The following is a 16232-nucleotide window of genomic DNA, read 5'->3' as shown; positions in this document are numbered from 1 at the left end:
ACGGTCGTGTCGGGTTGAGCAGCCAGCCCGTGACGGTCGTGCCCGCCCCGGCGAGAGGTTGCCGTATGTGTGCCGACGAGCTTCTGTTCCACGCCTCGTGTGAGGACATCGGCGCGGCGGTCGTCGTCCACGTCACCGGTGAGCTCGACGTCAGAACGGCCGACGAGTTGTCCGACTGCCTGGGCGGCGCGGTGCGGTCGGTCGACCCGCCCGCGTCCGTGGTGGTGGACCTGACCTCGGTGGACTTCCTCGGTGCCTGCGGCATCGGGTTGTTGCTCGACCACCGGGACCTGTGCCGGAGCAAGGGCAGCGCGTTCGTGGTGGTCGCGAACACGTCCGTGGTGCTGAGGCCGTTGCAGGTGCTGGACCTCACGGGGCCGCTGGGCGTGCGGTCGTGCGTGCCGGACGCGCTGGCGTCTCCCGAGGTGTCCGACCTGGTGTGATCCGTCCACACCGGACTGAGAGGAGGAGCGTCCACGGACCCGGCCTTCGCCATGCTCGCGAACCTGCTCGAGGACAGCCACCTCGTCACCCTGGAGATGCTCCCCGAGCTGGTAGGGGAGCGTGCGGCCGCCGTGGGGTTCTCCGAGGTGGTGATCCTGCTCGCGGACCTGCGGGAAGAGGTGCTGGTCGCGCTCGCTCCGGATGGCATGCGGTCGTTCCCGATAGACGCGAGCCTCGCCGGCAGGGCGTTCCGCGACATCACGCTGGTCTCCACCACGCGGGCGACCGGTCATCACTTCTGGATCCCTTTGCTCGACGGCACGGAACGACTGGGCGTGCTCGGCGTTGGCGCACCCGACGACTCGAAGTGCACCGTGGACAACCTGAAGGCGTTGGCATCGTTGCTCGCGCTCATGCTGGTGAGCAAACGACCGCACAGCGACACCTTCCAGCGCCTGGTGCGCACCCGTCCGATGACCGTGGCGTCCGAGGTCGTCTGGCCGTTGATGCCGCCGCTCACGTTCGCCACGGACAGCCTCGTGCTCACCGCCGTCCTGGAACCCGCGTACGACATCGGCGGTGACGCCGTCGACTACGCGATCGAGGGCGACGTGGTGCACCTGTCGATCTTCGACGCGATGGGCCACGACCAGTCGGCTGGCCTGACCGTCGCGCTGGCCACCGGCACGTGCCGCAACCACCGCCGCCGCGGCCTGAACCTGGTCGACACCAGCGTCGCCGTGGACGAGGTGATCGACGAGCAGTTCGGCGGCCTGCGGTTCGCCACCGGCGTGCTCGCCGCCCTCGACTACCGCACCGGCGTGCTGAGCTGGGTGAACCGCGGCCATCCCGCGCCGCTGCTGATCCGCCAGGGCCGCTGGCTGCGGCAGTTGCGCTGCCGTCCGGCGCCGCCGATGGGCTTCGGTCTGCCCGCGAAACCCGTGCTGTGCCACGAACATCTCGAACCGGGCGACCGCCTGCTCTTCTACACCGACGGCATCGTCGAGGCGCGGGACCCCCACGGCCGGCAGTTCGGCCTGCGGCGGTTCGCGGACTTCGTGATCCGCCGCGAGGCCGACGGGTGCGCTGCGCCCGAGACGTTGCGGCGCCTGATGCGCACGGTGCTCGAGCACCAGAACGGGCGGCTGCAGGACGACGCGAGCGCACTGCTGGTGGAGTGGCAGCACGACCGCGGGAAGTCGTTGGTCGTGCAGGGGCTCTAGCCGTGCCTGATCCAGCGCAGCACCACCCAGATGACGGCGATCCCGGCCAGCACGCCGAGGCCCGACCGCGCGGTCACGACGCGCTCGATGTTGGTCTGCCTCTTGAGGTCCTCGTCCTTCTTCATCGGGCGGCCCCCTTCGGTGCCTAGAGCAGCGGCGGCATCGCGCGGTAGCTCTCGGTGTAGTACTCGCCCGTGCGACGCCGGTACTCCTCGTGGTCGTCCGGGTCGTACTCGGGCGCGTTCTTGATCTGCTCCTTGGTGCGGTCGACGTAGACCTTGCGTTCATTGTGGTCCACGCGCTGCACCGTGCCCACTGGCAGAACGACGGTGCGCCCGAAGATCCATGGGCCCGTGGAGATCATCAGGCAGTCGTTGGGCACCTTGGCGTTGTCGTCGTCGATCTTGCCGAGGCTGCCGTCGGTCGCCTCGACCTCGTAGCCGATCAGGCCGGTGTCAGGGCGCCGGGCGAGCTCGGCCTCGTCGGGCCTCGACTCGTCGGGTACGGGCTCGTTCATCCAGGACGGATCTCTCCAGACCCACGGGACGAACGGGACTGGTTGCATCTCAGCCTCCCTGGTCGTCTGCGGTCACACGAATCGGCTACCCGGCTTGTTCACGGATCAACCGGGGGTCAGTCCCGCGTCACGCCGTCGAGCACGAGGGACAGGCCGATGCCGAGCATCCACACGTCCTTGGCGAGCCCGATGCCCTGCTCAGTGGGCCAGAATGCTGCCCTTGCGCCGCATTCCCGGCGTCGTCGCGTACAGGCCGAGCAACGCCCCGGAGAACCCGGTGAGCACGGCACCGGCGACGACCGCCGGCACGAACGGCATCAGCAGCGCCGCACCGGTCGCCATCTCGCCGGCGGCGAGCAGCCTGGTGAACCGCCGTGCGTCGAGCTTGCCGAGCACCGGGTAGGTGCTCGAGGCCCAGCCGTGCAGCTTTCCCGCCGTGTCCTCGTCGGCCTTGCGCTTGCCGAGCCCTGAGTGCAACACGAACGCCCCGGCGGCGACGCGTGCGGGCAGTTGCCGCAGAAGCGAGCGGCTGATCATGTCGTGGCCTCCTCCGTGCCTGGGGAAACCGCCGGGTACCCGTGAGCGCGGACTTCAGACGCGCGGGATCTTCAACGGGAAGGCGTTTCTGCGCGGGTCGTCGGATGCAGCTCAGAGGGATGGCCGACCGCTGTGAACGCCAAACACCACGCCACGATCGCGCGATCATTAGGCTTCAAGCATGTCCGCCGGCCCGAGACCTGACGAGGCGCACGCGCTCGACGAGCTGATCGCTCAGCTGCGTGCGTTGAAGGTGTGGGCGGGAAATCCCTCGTTGCGGCAGATGGAGAAGCTGTCCGGTCTCGCCCGCAGCACCCTGGCCGACGCGCTCAACCCGCGCAGGAAGACCGCGCCGACGCTCGAGGTGTTCCGCGGGCTGCTGCGGGCGTTCAGCGTGCGGGAGGACGAGATCGCGCCGTGGCTCGCGGCCTGGCGCCGGGTGCAGGCCGAACCTGCCCGCGTTCCGGTCGCCTCGGCCGTGGTGCCGCGCCACCTGCCGGCGGTCGTGCCGGGTTTCACCGGGCGTGCCAAGGCGTTCAAGGAGCTCACCGCGCTGCTGGAGGGTGGCAACAGGCTCGCGGTGGTGTGCGGGATTCCCGGTGTGGGCAAGACGGCGCTGGCCGTGCAGTGGGCGCACCAGGTGGCGAACCGGTTCCCGGACGGTCAGCTGTACCTCGACCTGCGCGGCTACTCGTCGGGTCCGCCGGTCACCCCGGACCAGGCGCTGGCGCTCGCGATCCGCGCGTTCGGCGTGCCCGGCGAGGACATCCCGCTGCAGCAGGACGCGATGATCGGCATGTACCGATCGATCACGTCGGACAAGCGCGTTCTCGTCATGGTGGACAACGCGCCGAGCGCCGCGCACGTGCGGCCGCTGGTGCCCGGCGGGCCGGGCTGCATGACGGTCGTGACGAGCCGGCATCGCCTGGCAGGGCTCGTCGCTCGCGATGGCGCGCACCGGCTGGAACTCGGTGTGCTCACGCCGGAGGAAGCCCCGGCCGTGGTGATCGGCGTGCTCGGCCCGGAACGGGTGCTGCGCGAGGAAGCGACCGTCGAGGAGCTCGTGCGGCTGTGCGGCTATCTCCCGCTGGCGTTGCGGATCACCGCAGCGAACCTCGCCGACCGTCCACATCAGACGATCGCGGAGCTGATGGCGGAGCTCACCGCGGGCGACCGGCTCACCGCGCTGGAGGTGGAGGGCGACTCCGACGCCGCGGTGCGCACGACGTTCGACCACTCCTGCGCGGCGCTGGACCCGGTGGCGCGGATGTTGTTCCGCCGCATGGGAATGGCGCCGGGACCGGAGCTGCCGGCCCGTGCCGCGGCGGCGTTGCTCGACGGCAGGGACGCCGAGGCCGCGCTGCGTACGCTGGTCACCGCGCACCTGGTCGAGGTGAGGTCAGCGGGCCGGTACGGGCTGCACGACCTGCTGCGCCTCTACGCGCGTGAACGGTATGCGGCAGAGGAAAACGCCACCGACGAGTCGATCGGCCGTCTCTACGCGCAGTACCTGGACCTGGCCGTGGCGGCGGCACGCGCTGTGCGCCCGGATTTCTCGGTGCTCGCGACCATCACTCCGCGGCACACGTTCGCCAATGCCACCGAAGCGTTGCAGTGGTTCGACGTGGAACGGTCCACTTTGGTCACTGCCGTCGAACGGGCGGAGTCGCTGGGACAGGCACCGATGGCGTGGCTGCTGACCGACGCGCTGCGCGGCTGCTACTGGTTGCGCCGCCACACCGCGGAATGGCTGGCCGTTGCTCGGGTGGGCCTGGCCGCTGCGGCGGGGAATCCGAGCGCGTCCGCCGCGATGCACCTGTCGCTGGGCACCGCGCACTGGGGCGCGGGCGATCACCGGTCCGCCGCCACGCACTTCGAGCGCGCCGTCGAGTTCAGCCGGGCGGCGGGGGACCGGTTCCGCGAGTTCAGCACACTCGGCAACCTGGGCGGCGTCTACTCCGAGCTCGGCTCGCTGGAGGAGGCGGCCGACTGCCTGCGCCGCGAACTGGCCTTCTACACCGAGATCGGCGACACGGCGAGGCGCGCGCGGTCGCTGGGCAACCTCGGCCTGACCGAGATGCGGCTGGGCCGGCTGGTCGAGGCCGCGGCCGACCTGAAGCTCGCCGTGGAGCTGCGGGAGGAGATCGGCGAGACCCGTTCCGCCGCGAACTCGCTCGGCGCGCTCGGTGTCGTGCACCGCTACCTCGCGACCTCGACCAGGCCGCGCACTTCCTGGAACGGGCGCGGCAGCTCAACCACGACCACGAGGACCGGGTCAGCGAGGCCGCGGCGTTCGACGACCTCGCCCGCGTCCACCGCGACGCCGGACGGCCAGAGGAAGCGCTGCGGTGCGCGGACCAGGCGCTCGCCCTCGCCAAGGGCTCCGGCCGGGTGGAGATCGACGCGCTGATCACGGTCGCCGCGATTCGTGGCCGTACGGATGACCTGCGCAGGGCGTGGCGGATGGCGGTCGAGATCGGCTACGGCCACGGCGTGGCCGACGCACTGGTCGAGCTGGCCTGGCTGGACCTCGCCGCCGGTGACGCCGAGGCCGCCGTGAGCGACGCTTCCCAGGCGCACGAACGTGCGGACGCCACCGGTCAGAGCATCCTGGCCGGTCTCGCGCTCGTGGCTCTGACCAGGGCGTACGAGGCACAGGGCGATGCGGCCGCGGCGTCGGAAACACGGCTGCGGGCAGAGGAAGTGCTGGCGAGGGCCGGATATCGGGGTGTCCGGGATCGTCCGAACGGCTTGTGAGGTGCCACGGCACTTGGTACATCCGTGGTCAGAGGGGGGAACTCATGAAGAGGTTTGCTGTGTCGATGGCTGCTGCCCTGGCCCTCGGCGTGCTCGTCGCGCCGGCTGCGAGAGCGGCGTGCGATCCGGTTTACGATCCGGGCTCGCCGTGTCCGGGGAAGTTCGTGATCAAGGTCGACCTGCCCGGCGGTGAGACGGAGGTGCACGGCAAGTGGGTCGAGCACTCGGTGGCGTTGCGTGCGCCGTCGTACGTGAAGGACACCGCCGACGACGACCTCGACGCCAGGCTGTGGGTGCTCTACGGCAAGTACAACGGCGTTCTCTACAAGGAACAGATCGCCACCGCCTCGGGCCTCGGCGCGAAGACGGACGTCGTGTGGACAGGGCCGGCCGATGTGGTGGTCAACTGGTTCCAGGTGCGCGTGTGTCTCGGCACTGGTGAGGACCGCTGCACCAGGTGGGTGGGCTGATGATGAGGATGTCCGCGGCTGTCGCCGCCGCCCTGGTCCTCGGTGTGCTCGTCACGCCCGCAGCGGACGCGGCCCGTGATCCCGTTTACGATCCCGGTGCGCCACGGCCGGGAACGTTCGTGCTCAAGGCGGGCCTGTCCGGCGGCGAAACGAGCGTGGACGGCAGGTTCGCCGAGCGTTCGGTGACGTTGCGCCTGCCGTCGTACGTGAAGGACACCGCCGACGACGGCCTCGACGCCAGGCTGTGGGTGCTCTACGGCAAGTACAACGGGGTCAGTTACAAGGAACCGATCGCCATCGCATCTGGTGTCGGCGTGAAGACTGACGTCGTCTGGGCCGCGCCGGCCAACGTGGTGGTTGACTGGTTCGAGGCGCGCGTGTGTCTCGGCCCCGGTGAGGACCGTTGCTCCAAGTGGGTGGGCTGACCGGCTGACCGGCTGTCCGGATCTGTCCGGGGTCGTCCGAACGTCTTTCCCGGTGAGGGGCCTGGGACAACGCTCGACAGGTGGGGATTTCGCGGACGTGCCGCCGGTCCGGCCTGGGGGTCTGGACCGTCGGCACCACCGTTTCAGTTCCTTCGACCGTGATGCTGCCTCGCACGAGCTGACGCGATGAGTTCGGGGCCTTGGCCCGGTCCACCCTCCCGAACACGGGAGGAGTGGACCAGGTGGACCTGTACAGCGTGATGTGTGTGAGCGACCTCGCCAGGTCGATGGAGTGGTACGAGGTGTTCTTCGGCCGCAAGGCGGACGAGATCATCGGTGAGGAACACCTCTGGCAGGTGGGGGAGAACGCGTACGTCGTCATCGACGCCCGAGAGGTGCGGGCGCAGCGCGTCGGCGGGTCGATGATCACGTTCGGGGTGAGCGGGACGGAGTTCGACGAGGCCATGGCCCGGATCGCCCGGCACGGTCTGCGTCACGGACCGACGGAGACGTATTCCAACGGTGTCCGGCACGTCGAGGTGCTCGACCCGGACGGCAACAGCCTGTCCCTGGCCGCCGTGCCGTAGTCGTTCCACGTGCGGTGTAGGTCGGTTTGCGACAAGACTGTTTGCTACCAGACTGGGCACCATGACCAGCGACCCGACCGTGAGCGCCTTCATCGCCGCGGTGAACGCGGGCGACAGAACCGCGTTCTTCGACCTGCTCACGCCGGAAGCGACCATGTCCGACGACGGCACGGACCGCGATCTCCGCGCGTGGACGGACAAGGAGATCTTCGACGACAACGGGCACATGGAGGTCGAGTCCGAAGCCGACGGTGGGAAGTCGCTGATCATCCGGTACCGCAACGACACCTGGGGCGAGATGCGCACGTACTGGCGGTTCGTCGTAGAGTCGGGGAAGGTCAGCCGATTCGAGACGGGACAGGCGTAGATGAGCGACGAGAACGTGCTCGGCCGCATCAACGAACTGGTCGACGAGGAGCACAGGCTGCGTGAGCAGCTCGCGGCCGGCGAGATCACCACGGACGAGGAGCACGCGCGGCTGCGCGCCCTGGAGGAGGCCCTCGACCAGTGCTGGGACCTGCTGCGGCGCCGGCGGTCGGCTCGCGATCAGGGCGAGGACGCGGAGGGTGTCGCGGCTCGTTCGGTCGGTGAGGTCGAGGGCTACCTGCAGTAGCTCTACCTCGGGTCGCGGAAGATGATCCAGCGCATCACGCTGTACATGAAGGCGGCCTCGCAGGCGCCGGCGACGACGCGCGACACGAGGTACTGCACGCCGATCGCGGTCAGCGCGCTGCCGAGACCGAGGATGAACGCCAGATAGTTGATCACGATCGCCACCGCGTAGAGGCCTGCCTGCGGGCCGACGGGGGCGTGCGAGCGGAAGTTCAGCGCGCGGTTGAGCACGAAGCTCAGGCCGAACGCGAGGACGTACGCCACGGTGAACGCGAGCGGCACCGGCAGACCCAGACCGCTGCGGAACGCCGTGAGCAGCAACAGGTCGACGGCGAACGTGAACCCGTTGATCAGCGCGAAGCCCAGGAAGCTCGGCGCGACGACCTCCGCGAGACCGAACGGCAGCCACCTCACGACGGCTTCCATCAGCGCGTGGAACCGCTGTCCTTTGTCTGCCAAGGTGTTGCCGGTCATGGTGTCGACATTGCCATGATCGAGAAGGACGAACCCGGCGAACCGGTACTGCCTCGCCGGGTCGTTCGCAGGAGTTCAGCCCACGTTCACGCGACGCCACCGCGTCGGGCTCATGCCGTGCACCTTGCCGAACGTGCGGGCGAAGTACCCGGCGTCCGGGAAGCCCACCTGCCGCCCGATGTCGCTGATCGTCAGCTCGGTGACGGTCAGCAGGCGCCTGGCCTGGACCATCCGGCGTTCGGTGATCCACTCCTGCACGGTCCGCCCGGTCCGCTTGCGCACCGTGGACGTCAGGTGGCCGGGGGAGATGTTCACCGCCGCCGCCACCTCGCGCAGCGACAACGGTTCCCGGTAGCGCCGTTCGATCACGTCGAACACCTCGGCGAGCAGCGGTTCGGCGTTCTCGCGCAGGTCGCCGACCACGTCCGCGGCCAGCCGGGACACCCCGACCAGCAGCAACACGAGATGCGCCGACACGGCCTCGCGGTAGCCGTCGCGGCGGTGCGTCAACTCGTCGTGCAACGCCTCGATGCGGGCGGTCCAGCCGTCACGGTCCGGTGGTGGCACCTTGAGCCGCAACGCACCGATCGCGCCGCCGCGGACGAACGGGAACAGCAGCGGATGGGTGCGCCACGCCAGGTGGGCGCCAGGGGTGTCCGGGCCGAGCGCGTCGGCGGTGAAGAACACGCCCCAGCCCTGCGCGCCGACGAGATCGTCGCGGTCGGACCGGCCCATGACGTCACCGGGTGCGATCACGAACAGGTCGCCCGCCTCGACGTGCCTGACCTTCTTGCCGTAGCGAACGATGCCGCCGTCCGCGCGGAAGTAGGCGATGCCGGGGAAGTCGTGGGAGTGCGCCTCGAACGCGCCGTTGATCTCGGCGTCGTGTTCCAGTCGCATGGCCGATACGGCCAGCTCACCCGGCGCCGGTCGCCACCGGTAGGTCGCGGGCTCGCCGTTCAGCGGTGATCGCCGGGTTCGCACCGTCAAATCGTCCCACTCAAACCGCGAATCGGCACAGAAACCATGCAGAAATCCCCGCCAGAATGGGTTCATGACCGAAATATCGTCCCAGGAGCGAGACTATCTGCCGGGCATGGGGAAGCACTACCTGCTGCCGCTCTACGACGTGGTGCACCGCGTGTCCGCGTTGCGCGGAGTGCACGAACAGATGATCGCGCTGGCCGGCCTGAGGGACGGCCACCACCTGCTCGACATCGGCTGCGGAACGGGAAACCTGTTGCGCGCCACGGGGAAGCGGCATCGCAACGTCGAGCTCTTCGGCCTCGATCCCGACCTGAAGATGCTCGCCAGAGCCGAGCGGAAGTTCCGGCGGGACGGCCTGACGGTGCGGCTCGACCGCGGCTACGCCCAGGAGCTGCCGTATCCAGACCACTCGTTCGACCGGGTCTTCTCCAGCCTGGCGTTACACCACCTGGACACCGCGTCGAAGGACGAGATGCTCGCCGAGGTGCGCCGCGTGCTCAAGCCCGACGGTGTGCTGGTGCTCGCCGACGCCGTGCTGCACGACCACAAGCACGAACACCTGCGGGACAACGTCGGTGACGCGGTGTCGAAGCGCATCGCCGCGGCGGGGTTCACCGTCGAGCCGACGCGGACGAAGAAGCTGCGGTTCTTCGGCGAGGTCGGCATCGAGGTCGCGAGAGTCCACTAGCGACAGGTCCATTGTCGACCGATTGAGCGCGCATGATGTTGCTTGTGCGCCAACATTTCCCGTGTTTCCCGAACTTGAGAGACCCGCGCGAAAAGCGGTTCGTTCTCATCTACGCTGCGCGCCGTGACAGATGCGACGGGAAGCCTGGTGGCCCACCGCTACCGGCTCGTTCAGGTGATCGGCACCGGCGGCATGGGCCGGGTGTGGCTCGGCCGTGACGAGGTCATCGGCCGTGAGGTGGCCATCAAGGAACTGCTGCTGTCCGCCGGTCTCGACGCACAGGAGCGGGCGTTGCTGTGCCGTCGCGCGATGCGTGAGGCGCAGCTGGCCGGTCAGCTGAACCACCCCGGCATCGTCACGGTGCACGACGTCGTCGAGTACAACGGCACGCCCATGATCGTGATGGAGTACGTGCGGGGCGGGTCGCTGTCCGACGCGATCAAGGCTCACGGCGCGCTGCCCGTCGACCAGGTCGCCCACGTCGCGAACGCGATGCTGGGCGCGTTGCGGGCGGCGCACCAGGCCGGGATCGTGCACCGGGATCTCAAGCCCGCCAACGTGTTGCTGTCCGGCGAGCGCGTGGTGATCACCGACTTCGGCATCGCGCGGCTCACCGGCGACGTCCCGCTGACCACCGACGGCTCGATCGTCGGCACGCCCGCGTACATGGCGCCAGAGCAGGGCACCGGCGCGCCGATCACCCCGGCGACGGACATGTGGTCGCTCGGCGCCACCCTGTACGCCGCCGTGGAGGGCAGACCCCCGTTCCAGGGCCAGGACTTCATGACGACGCTGTCGATGCTGCTGACCCAGGAGCCGCCGCCTCCGGTGCGCGCCGGATACCTCTCGTCGTTGCTGGGCGGGTTGCTGCGCAAGAACCCCGCCGAGCGCGCGTCGGTGGACCAGGCGCAGGCGTTGCTCGCCGGTGCGCCTGTCGTGCTGCCGGCGGCGAAGTCCGGTGTCAGCAGACGCACGATGCTGCTCGCCGGCGCGGGTGCGGTCGCGGCGATCGGCGGCGGCACCGCGTGGTGGCTCAGCTCCCGGAGCAACAAGGGTGACGCGGCGGAACTGCCGACCAGCAACGACAAGAAGGCCTCCACCAAGGAAGGCGGCTCCGAGCAGTCGACGCCTTCGTCAGGAGCCCGGCCCGAGGACATCACCGAGCACATCCAGCTGTCCGACCACAAGGACACGGTCACGTCGATCGCGTGGACCCCGGACGGCAAGATCCTGGTCAGCGGCGACGACGGCATCGACGGTGCCGTGGTCCGCATCTGGGACACCGGGACCGGCAAACTCATCGGCACGGTCCAGAACCCGGACGGACCCGGCGGCGCCTCGTCGTGCGCGGTGGCGATCAGCCCCGACGGCAAGATCCTCGCGGCGGGCGGCAACCGTACCGGCGACAGCACCACGTTCCTGTGGAACCTCGCCGACCGCACGCAGATCGGCACGCTGGAGGACGCCAGGTCGATCATGAAGTGCCTGCGCTTCCACCCGGACGGCAACACGATCGTCGGCCTGACCCACACCGGCGGCCTCAAGGTGTGGGACGTGGCGACCCGCAAGGTCAAGATCGGCCTGACCGACGCCCACGGCGGCGACGACCTCGCGTTCAGCCCGGACGGCAAGCTGCTCGCCTACGGCGGCACCAAGTTCCAGGAGATCAAGCTCGTCGACCCGGCCACCGGCAAGACGGTCAGGACCATCAACGACTCGACCGCGAGTGGCGTGGCGTTCTCCCCGGACGGCAAGACCCTCGCGGTGCCCGACGACGACGGCACGAACAGCATGCAGCTCTGGGACGTGGCGACCGGTCAGAGCAAGGTCGTCCTCGACCGCACCGAGGGCGACGACATCATCACCAAGGCCCTGTACCACCCGGACGGCAAGACCATCGCGACCTGGGGCCACGGCAACGCCGTGCAGTTGTGGGACGTGGCGTCGAAGTCCGTGCGCGCCATGGTCGTCGGTGCCGCCGGCCGGATCGAGACGGTGGCGTTCGACCCGAAGGGGGAGCGGATCGCCTGTGCCGGTGCGGACAAGTCGATCCGGATCTGGAAGCTGAAGCAGCGGTAGCCGCAACGGAACTGCATCTGCCTCGGGGTTTCCCGTGGTATTCGGGTTGATCCGTGGAGGGCGAGTACGGGTCGAGCCCGGCGAAGTGGATCCGCGACCAGGTCGAGCTGTACGAGAGTTCGGGCGGTACGCAGGGCACCACGCTGTGGGACACGGGCCTGCCCGTCGTCATCCTCACGACGCGAGGCGCACCCGTGCCGCATAACCGGTGAACGCCCGAGTTCGCCACCGTGATGGCCCGGCCCCGCAGGCCGGGGCGTCGACGCCAAGCTGTACACCGTAGATTCCCTATACAGTGTAGATCGTGACCGCAGAACGGACAGCCGACCGGATCGCCTCGGCGGCAAGGGCGATTCTGCTCGCGGAGGGCGCCGCCGCGGTGAGCATGCGCCGGGTGGCCGAGGCCGCCGGCATCACGCCGATGGCGATCTACACGCACTTCCCGAACCGGGACGCGCTGCTGCGCGAGGTCGCCGAGGCCACTTTCGCCGAGCTGGCCACGAGCTGGGGGCGGCGCGGCGAACAGGGCGGATGGGAGGAGCGGTTGTTCGGGCAGTTGCAGGACTTCCTTGATTTCGCGCTTGGCCAGCCGCACCTGTATGCCTTCCTGCTCACCGAGCAGCGGGCGCAGGCCAGGCGCTTCCCCGAGGATTTCCGCGATGGCGGCTCGCCGATCTTCACGCCGGCCGCCCAGGCGCTGGAGCAGGGCATGCGGGAGGGTGCGCTGCGCCGCGACGACCCCCTCGAAATGGCGCTGACCCTCACCGCGCAGACGCAGGGCCTGGTCCAGCTCTACCTCGGCGGCCGGATCGGTCTGTCCGAGCAGGAATTTCGCGCACTGTGCGAGCGAACCGGACGGAGGGTCCTCGATGGGCTCAGAGCCTGATCATCCAGAACCCGAGCCCGCGGGGGCATCGGAACCGGCCAGGCCGGGGATGCGGCGGCGCTGGCTTCGGATCGTGATCCCCTCCGCAGCCGCCCTTGTGGTGTTGCTGGTCGGCGGGACCTTCTGGGTCTCGTGGTGGGCCTCGAGCCAGCAGATCGTGCCGGACCATGGACAGCACCTGGAGACCGTGCTGGCCGTGAAGGACGCCGGGGCCGGGAAGGACGTGGTCGTCACCGCCAACACCAAGACGGCACGCCACCGGGGCACGTACTGGCTGTCCTGGGACGGCGGCTGGGCGCTGATGGGCGACATCGTGTCCCAGACGGCGGATTCGGTGGAGCGCCGACTGCTGGACGGCGCGCTCCCGACCATCGGCGCGGGTGTGTACGTGGGCGGGGCGATGCCCTCGGATCCGAAGACCACGCTCGGCTTGGACTACTCGGAGGTGATGGTGCCCACCGAGCTCGGCCCGGCTCCGGCCTGGTACGTGCCGGCCACTGGCCCGGACGACTCGACGTGGGTGATCGGGGTGCACGGTCAAAACGGGCGCCGCAAGGCGGTGATGCCGATCGCCCCGGTCGTGCACCGGCTCGGCCTGCCGATGCTCGCCATCACCTACCGCAACGACGAGGGAGCCCCGGCCTCCCCGGACGGACTGCTGCACCTGGGCGGATCCGAATGGCAGGACGTCGAATCGGCGGTCCGGTTCGCCCAGGAGCACGGCGCGCGGAGGGTGGTGCTGCTCGGCGAGTCCAACGGCGGGCAGATCGTCGGCCAATTCCTCGCCCGCTCCCCGCTGGCCGGGATGACCGCCTCGATCGTGCTGGACGCGCCGACCACCAGCATGCTCGCGGTGTCCGCCTACGTCGGCGGCGAGCAGTACGGCGCGCCCCGGTTCGCAGTCCATCTGACCGACGCCATGATGGGCTGGCGCACCGGCGTCGACTTCGAGCACCTCGACTTGATCAAATACCCGCCGGCCGTCAAACCGCCGGCGCTCGTCCTCCAGGGCGACGCCGACACCGAGGCCCCGGCCCAGATGAACCGGGACTTCGCCGAGGCGGGTAAGACGACGGGCTGGCAGATCCAGTACGAGGAATTCCCCGGAGCCGACCACGTCGAGTCGTGGAACTCCGACCGCCAACGCTACGAGAACCTGGTCGCTGACTTCCTCACCCGCACTATCCACACACCCTAGGTCGTTGACCGCTGTGCGGCTCGGGTGGCGACACGCGCGAAGGCACCACGGCGGCCGCCTTCCGGTCGGACTCTGGACCCGTATCGTGCAACCCGATCTGGCACAACTGGACGATCGGCGCACCCGTCAAACGATCCTTGACCGCATACGATCACCAGGCTGTGACCAGCAGCCTTTCCCGGTCAACGATCTAGAGCTCTTCGAGTTCGGCCACGTCGATGCCGTGCCGATCGAGCGCGTCCGCGAAGGCCTCGATGACGTTGTCGAGGATCCACTCGCACCTGGCCTTCAACGCGGCACCCTCGGCCGTGCGGAACGCGGGGATCGTCGCGGTGAGGCGGGCGGACATGGGCCACTCGTTGTCGTACTGCCAGAGCTCGCCGCTCGGCGTCAGGAGGATCCCGGCGTCCTTGAGCACGCCGGGATGCGCCGCGCTCGGCGTCCTCGTCGTCAGCACGAGCCAGCCGGACGCGATCCGCACCTTGTGCTCACCGGCCCTGTCGAACAGCGTCTGGTCAGCCGGGATCTCGTGGCGCGTCAGCAGGGTCGCGACCTTCTTCGCCCACGCCGTGATCGTCGCCGAGCGCTCCGCCCACGCCGCCGCGGCGGCCTCGTCGGCACGCCTGCGTTCCCTCATGAAGGCCACCAGATCGTCCATGACCCCAGACCGTAGCGTCACGAGGTCGTCACAAAAGGTGGTGATGGACCGAAACGCGGCGTTCCTAGCGTCAGGGTTCATGACCGTTGACGAGGTGCGCGCGCCGGTACGCGAAGCGTCCAACGAGACGCTCGAGGACTACACCCTGCGGTTCGCGCCGCGCACCTATCGGCGCTGGACGCCAGCGGTGGTCGGGGCGTCGGCGCTGGGCGGCATCGCGTACATGGCGGACTTCTCGATCGGCGCCGGCATCGGTCTGACGCACGGCACCGGAAACGCCTTGCTGGCCATCGTGTTCGCCGCGGTCGTCATCTTCGTGACCGGGTTTCCGCTGGCCTACTACGCGGCCAGGTACAACATCGACCTCGACCTGATCACCCGCGGCTCCGGGTTCGGCTACTACGGGTCGGTGCTCACGAGCGTCATCTTCGCGAGCTTCACGTTCATCTTCTTCGCGCTCGAAGGCTCGATCATGGCGCAGGGCCTGCGGTACGCGCTCGGCCTGCCGCTGTGGCTGGGCTACGCGACCTCGACGCTGGTGATCATCCCGCTGGTGATCTACGGGATGAAGGTGCTGGCGAAGCTGCAGAGCTGGACGAACCCGTTGTGGCTGCTGCTGATGGTCGCGCCGCTGATCTTCCTGATCGTCAAGGACCCGGACTCGGTGCAGCGCTGGCTCTCCTACGGCGACAACGGGGTGAGCACGGCCGCGGTGATGCTGGGCGCCGGTGTGTGCCTGTCGTTGATGGGGCAGATCGGCGAGCAGATCGACTACCTGCGGTTCATGCCGCCGCGGACCGACGAGAACCGGCGGGTCTGGTGGACCGCGACGATCCTGGCCGGGCCCGGCTGGGTCGTGTTCGGCGCGCTCAAACAGGCGATCGGCGTGTTCATGGCCGTCTACGTGCTCGACGCCGTCGGCGCGGTCGCCGCGGTCGAGCCGATCGAGCAGTTCACCGGTGTGTTCAAGCAGTTCATGCCGCCGTGGCTGGTGGTGCCGCTGGCGCTGGTGCTCGTCGTGCTGAGCCAGGTGAAGATCAACGTCACCAACGCCTACTCCGGCTCGCTGGCCTGGACGAACTCGTTCACCCGCGTCACCAAGCGGTATCCGGGGCGGCTCGTGTTCGTGCTGGTGAACCTCGCGATCGCGCTGGTGCTGATGGAAGCCGACATGTTCAGCTTCCTGAACAAGCTGCTGAGCTTCTACTCCAACTGCGCGATGGCGTGGGTCGTCACCGTCGCCACCGACATCGCGATCAACAAGTACGTGCTGAAGCTGTCACCGAAGCAGCCGGAGTTCCGCCGCGGCATGCTCTACGCGGTCAACCCGGTCGGTGTCGGATCGTTCCTCGCGTCGTCGATCCTGTCCATCTCCGTCTACTTCGGACTGTTCGGTGCCGCGATCCAGCCGTACTCGCCGCTGGTGGCCGTCGGCATCCCGGTCGTGCTGACGCCGCTGCTCGCCGTGCTCACCCGCGGCCGTTTCTACCTGCGCCGCACCGACGACGGCATCGCCGAACCGCTGCTCGACGCCGGCGGCAACCCGAGCGGCACGACCTACGACTGCGTGGTGTGCGGGGAGTCGTACGAGCGGCCGGACATGACGGCCAGCGCGCTCGGCGGCACGATCTGCTCGTTGTGCCTGAGCACCAACCGCGACGGACGGCACGTGCTGCCGGCCTGACCCCTG

At 69.1% G+C, this 16232-nt stretch carries 21 protein-coding genes; 15 read left to right on the top strand and 6 right to left on the bottom strand.

Annotation, left to right across the window (positions count from 1 at the left end; genetic code table 11):
* Positions 1–65 precede the first annotated feature (65 nt).
* Together JOD27_RS13570 and JOD27_RS13565 are read left to right on the top strand one after the other, a co-directional pair.
* Positions 66–443 carry an STAS domain-containing protein gene (locus JOD27_RS13570; protein ID WP_204762547.1) on the top strand — a complete coding sequence of 126 codons (378 nt, stop codon included), beginning with the start codon at positions 66–68 and terminating at the stop codon, positions 441–443.
* Positions 444–494: 51 nt separating this feature from the next.
* Positions 495–1667 (top strand): PP2C family protein-serine/threonine phosphatase, encoded by a 1173-nt coding sequence (locus JOD27_RS13565; RefSeq protein ID WP_204762546.1) that lies wholly within the window; start codon positions 495–497, stop codon positions 1665–1667.
* Here JOD27_RS13565 and JOD27_RS45980 read toward each other — a convergent pair.
* The 3 genes from JOD27_RS45980 to JOD27_RS13555 form a co-directional block, all read right to left on the bottom strand.
* Positions 1664–1792 (bottom strand): hypothetical protein, encoded by a 129-nt coding sequence (locus JOD27_RS45980; RefSeq protein ID WP_275591648.1) that lies wholly within the window; start codon positions 1790–1792, stop codon positions 1664–1666. The two genes, JOD27_RS13565 and JOD27_RS45980, sit on opposite strands and share 4 nt — an antisense overlap.
* A 20-nt stretch (positions 1793–1812) precedes the next feature.
* Positions 1813–2184 carry a PRC-barrel domain containing protein gene (locus tag JOD27_RS13560; protein WP_239566968.1) on the bottom strand — a complete coding sequence of 124 codons (372 nt, stop codon included), beginning with the start codon at positions 2182–2184 and terminating at the stop codon, positions 1813–1815.
* Between the two features lie 198 nt (positions 2185–2382).
* Entirely contained in the window at positions 2383–2721 is a 339-nt protein-coding gene (locus tag JOD27_RS13555; protein WP_239566967.1) for a hypothetical protein, read from the bottom strand.
* A 181-nt stretch (positions 2722–2902) separates the two neighbouring features.
* Here JOD27_RS13555 and JOD27_RS13550 point away from each other — a divergent pair, with 181 nt between their 5' ends.
* The 7 genes from JOD27_RS13550 (at position 2903) to JOD27_RS13520 (ending at position 7573) form a co-directional block, all read left to right on the top strand.
* Positions 2903–5131, top strand: a complete 2229-nt coding sequence (locus JOD27_RS13550; protein WP_204762545.1) for an ATP-binding protein — start codon at positions 2903–2905, stop codon at positions 5129–5131.
* Positions 5113–5478 (top strand): hypothetical protein, encoded by a 366-nt coding sequence (locus JOD27_RS13545; RefSeq protein WP_204762544.1) that lies wholly within the window; start codon positions 5113–5115, stop codon positions 5476–5478. Before JOD27_RS13550 ends, JOD27_RS13545 begins: the two co-directional genes overlap by 19 nt.
* A gap of 44 nt (positions 5479–5522) precedes the next feature.
* Positions 5523–5948 (top strand): hypothetical protein, encoded by a 426-nt coding sequence (locus JOD27_RS13540; protein WP_204762543.1) that lies wholly within the window; start codon positions 5523–5525, stop codon positions 5946–5948.
* On the top strand, positions 5948–6373 hold the full coding sequence (locus JOD27_RS13535) for a hypothetical protein (RefSeq protein WP_204762542.1): 426 nt from the start codon (positions 5948–5950) through the stop codon (positions 6371–6373). Before JOD27_RS13540 ends, JOD27_RS13535 begins: the two co-directional genes overlap by 1 nt.
* A 242-nt stretch (positions 6374–6615) precedes the next feature.
* Complete coding sequence (locus tag JOD27_RS13530; protein ID WP_307830111.1) at positions 6616–6960, top strand: VOC family protein; 345 nt, start codon at positions 6616–6618, stop codon at positions 6958–6960.
* A 61-nt stretch (positions 6961–7021) separates the two neighbouring features.
* Positions 7022–7327 (top strand): nuclear transport factor 2 family protein, encoded by a 306-nt coding sequence (locus tag JOD27_RS13525; RefSeq protein ID WP_204762540.1) that lies wholly within the window; start codon positions 7022–7024, stop codon positions 7325–7327.
* Positions 7328–7573 carry a DUF2630 family protein gene (locus JOD27_RS13520; protein WP_204762539.1) on the top strand — a complete coding sequence of 82 codons (246 nt, stop codon included), beginning with the start codon at positions 7328–7330 and terminating at the stop codon, positions 7571–7573.
* A gap of 2 nt (positions 7574–7575) precedes the next feature.
* On the opposite strand, the gene JOD27_RS13515 is transcribed toward JOD27_RS13520, so the two are convergent.
* Positions 7576–8046: a GtrA family protein gene (locus JOD27_RS13515; RefSeq protein WP_204762538.1), complete on the bottom strand. Its 471-nt coding sequence runs from the start codon at positions 8044–8046 to the stop codon at positions 7576–7578.
* Positions 8047–8121: 75 nt separating this feature from the next.
* A complete protein-coding gene (locus tag JOD27_RS13510; protein ID WP_204762537.1) occupies positions 8122–9030 on the bottom strand; it encodes an AraC family transcriptional regulator in 909 nt (302 codons plus the stop codon).
* Between the two features lie 70 nt (positions 9031–9100).
* Between JOD27_RS13510 and JOD27_RS13505 the strand changes: the two genes are divergently transcribed.
* The 5 genes from JOD27_RS13505 (at position 9101) to JOD27_RS46580 (ending at position 13884) form a co-directional block, all read left to right on the top strand.
* Complete coding sequence (locus tag JOD27_RS13505) at positions 9101–9721, top strand: class I SAM-dependent methyltransferase (RefSeq protein ID WP_204762536.1); 621 nt, start codon at positions 9101–9103, stop codon at positions 9719–9721.
* Positions 9722–9844: 123 nt separating this feature from the next.
* A complete protein-coding gene (locus tag JOD27_RS13500) occupies positions 9845–11800 on the top strand; it encodes a WD40 repeat domain-containing serine/threonine protein kinase (RefSeq protein WP_204762535.1) in 1956 nt (651 codons plus the stop codon).
* A gap of 53 nt (positions 11801–11853) precedes the next feature.
* Positions 11854–12012: a PNPOx family protein gene (locus tag JOD27_RS13495; RefSeq protein WP_239566966.1), complete on the top strand. Its 159-nt coding sequence runs from the start codon at positions 11854–11856 to the stop codon at positions 12010–12012.
* 92 nt (positions 12013–12104) lie between these two features.
* Positions 12105–12686: a TetR/AcrR family transcriptional regulator gene (locus tag JOD27_RS46585; protein WP_204762534.1), complete on the top strand. Its 582-nt coding sequence runs from the start codon at positions 12105–12107 to the stop codon at positions 12684–12686.
* Between the two features lie 73 nt (positions 12687–12759).
* Positions 12760–13884: an alpha/beta hydrolase family protein gene (locus JOD27_RS46580; RefSeq protein WP_204762533.1), complete on the top strand. Its 1125-nt coding sequence runs from the start codon at positions 12760–12762 to the stop codon at positions 13882–13884.
* A 190-nt stretch (positions 13885–14074) separates the two neighbouring features.
* On the opposite strand, the gene JOD27_RS13480 is transcribed toward JOD27_RS46580, so the two are convergent.
* Entirely contained in the window at positions 14075–14542 is a 468-nt protein-coding gene (locus JOD27_RS13480) for a hypothetical protein (RefSeq protein WP_204762532.1), read from the bottom strand.
* Positions 14543–14621: 79 nt separating this feature from the next.
* Between JOD27_RS13480 and JOD27_RS13475 the strand changes: the two genes are divergently transcribed.
* Positions 14622–16226: a purine-cytosine permease family protein gene (locus JOD27_RS13475; protein WP_204762531.1), complete on the top strand. Its 1605-nt coding sequence runs from the start codon at positions 14622–14624 to the stop codon at positions 16224–16226.
* Positions 16227–16232: the final 6 nt, after the last annotated feature.

The sequence above is a fragment of the Lentzea nigeriaca genome, from assembly GCF_016907955.1.
GTDB classification, from domain to species: domain Bacteria; phylum Actinomycetota; class Actinomycetes; order Mycobacteriales; family Pseudonocardiaceae; genus Lentzea; species Lentzea nigeriaca.
The sequence above is the reverse complement of the archived record's forward strand: the minus strand, read 5'-3'. Positions and strand labels throughout refer to the sequence as shown.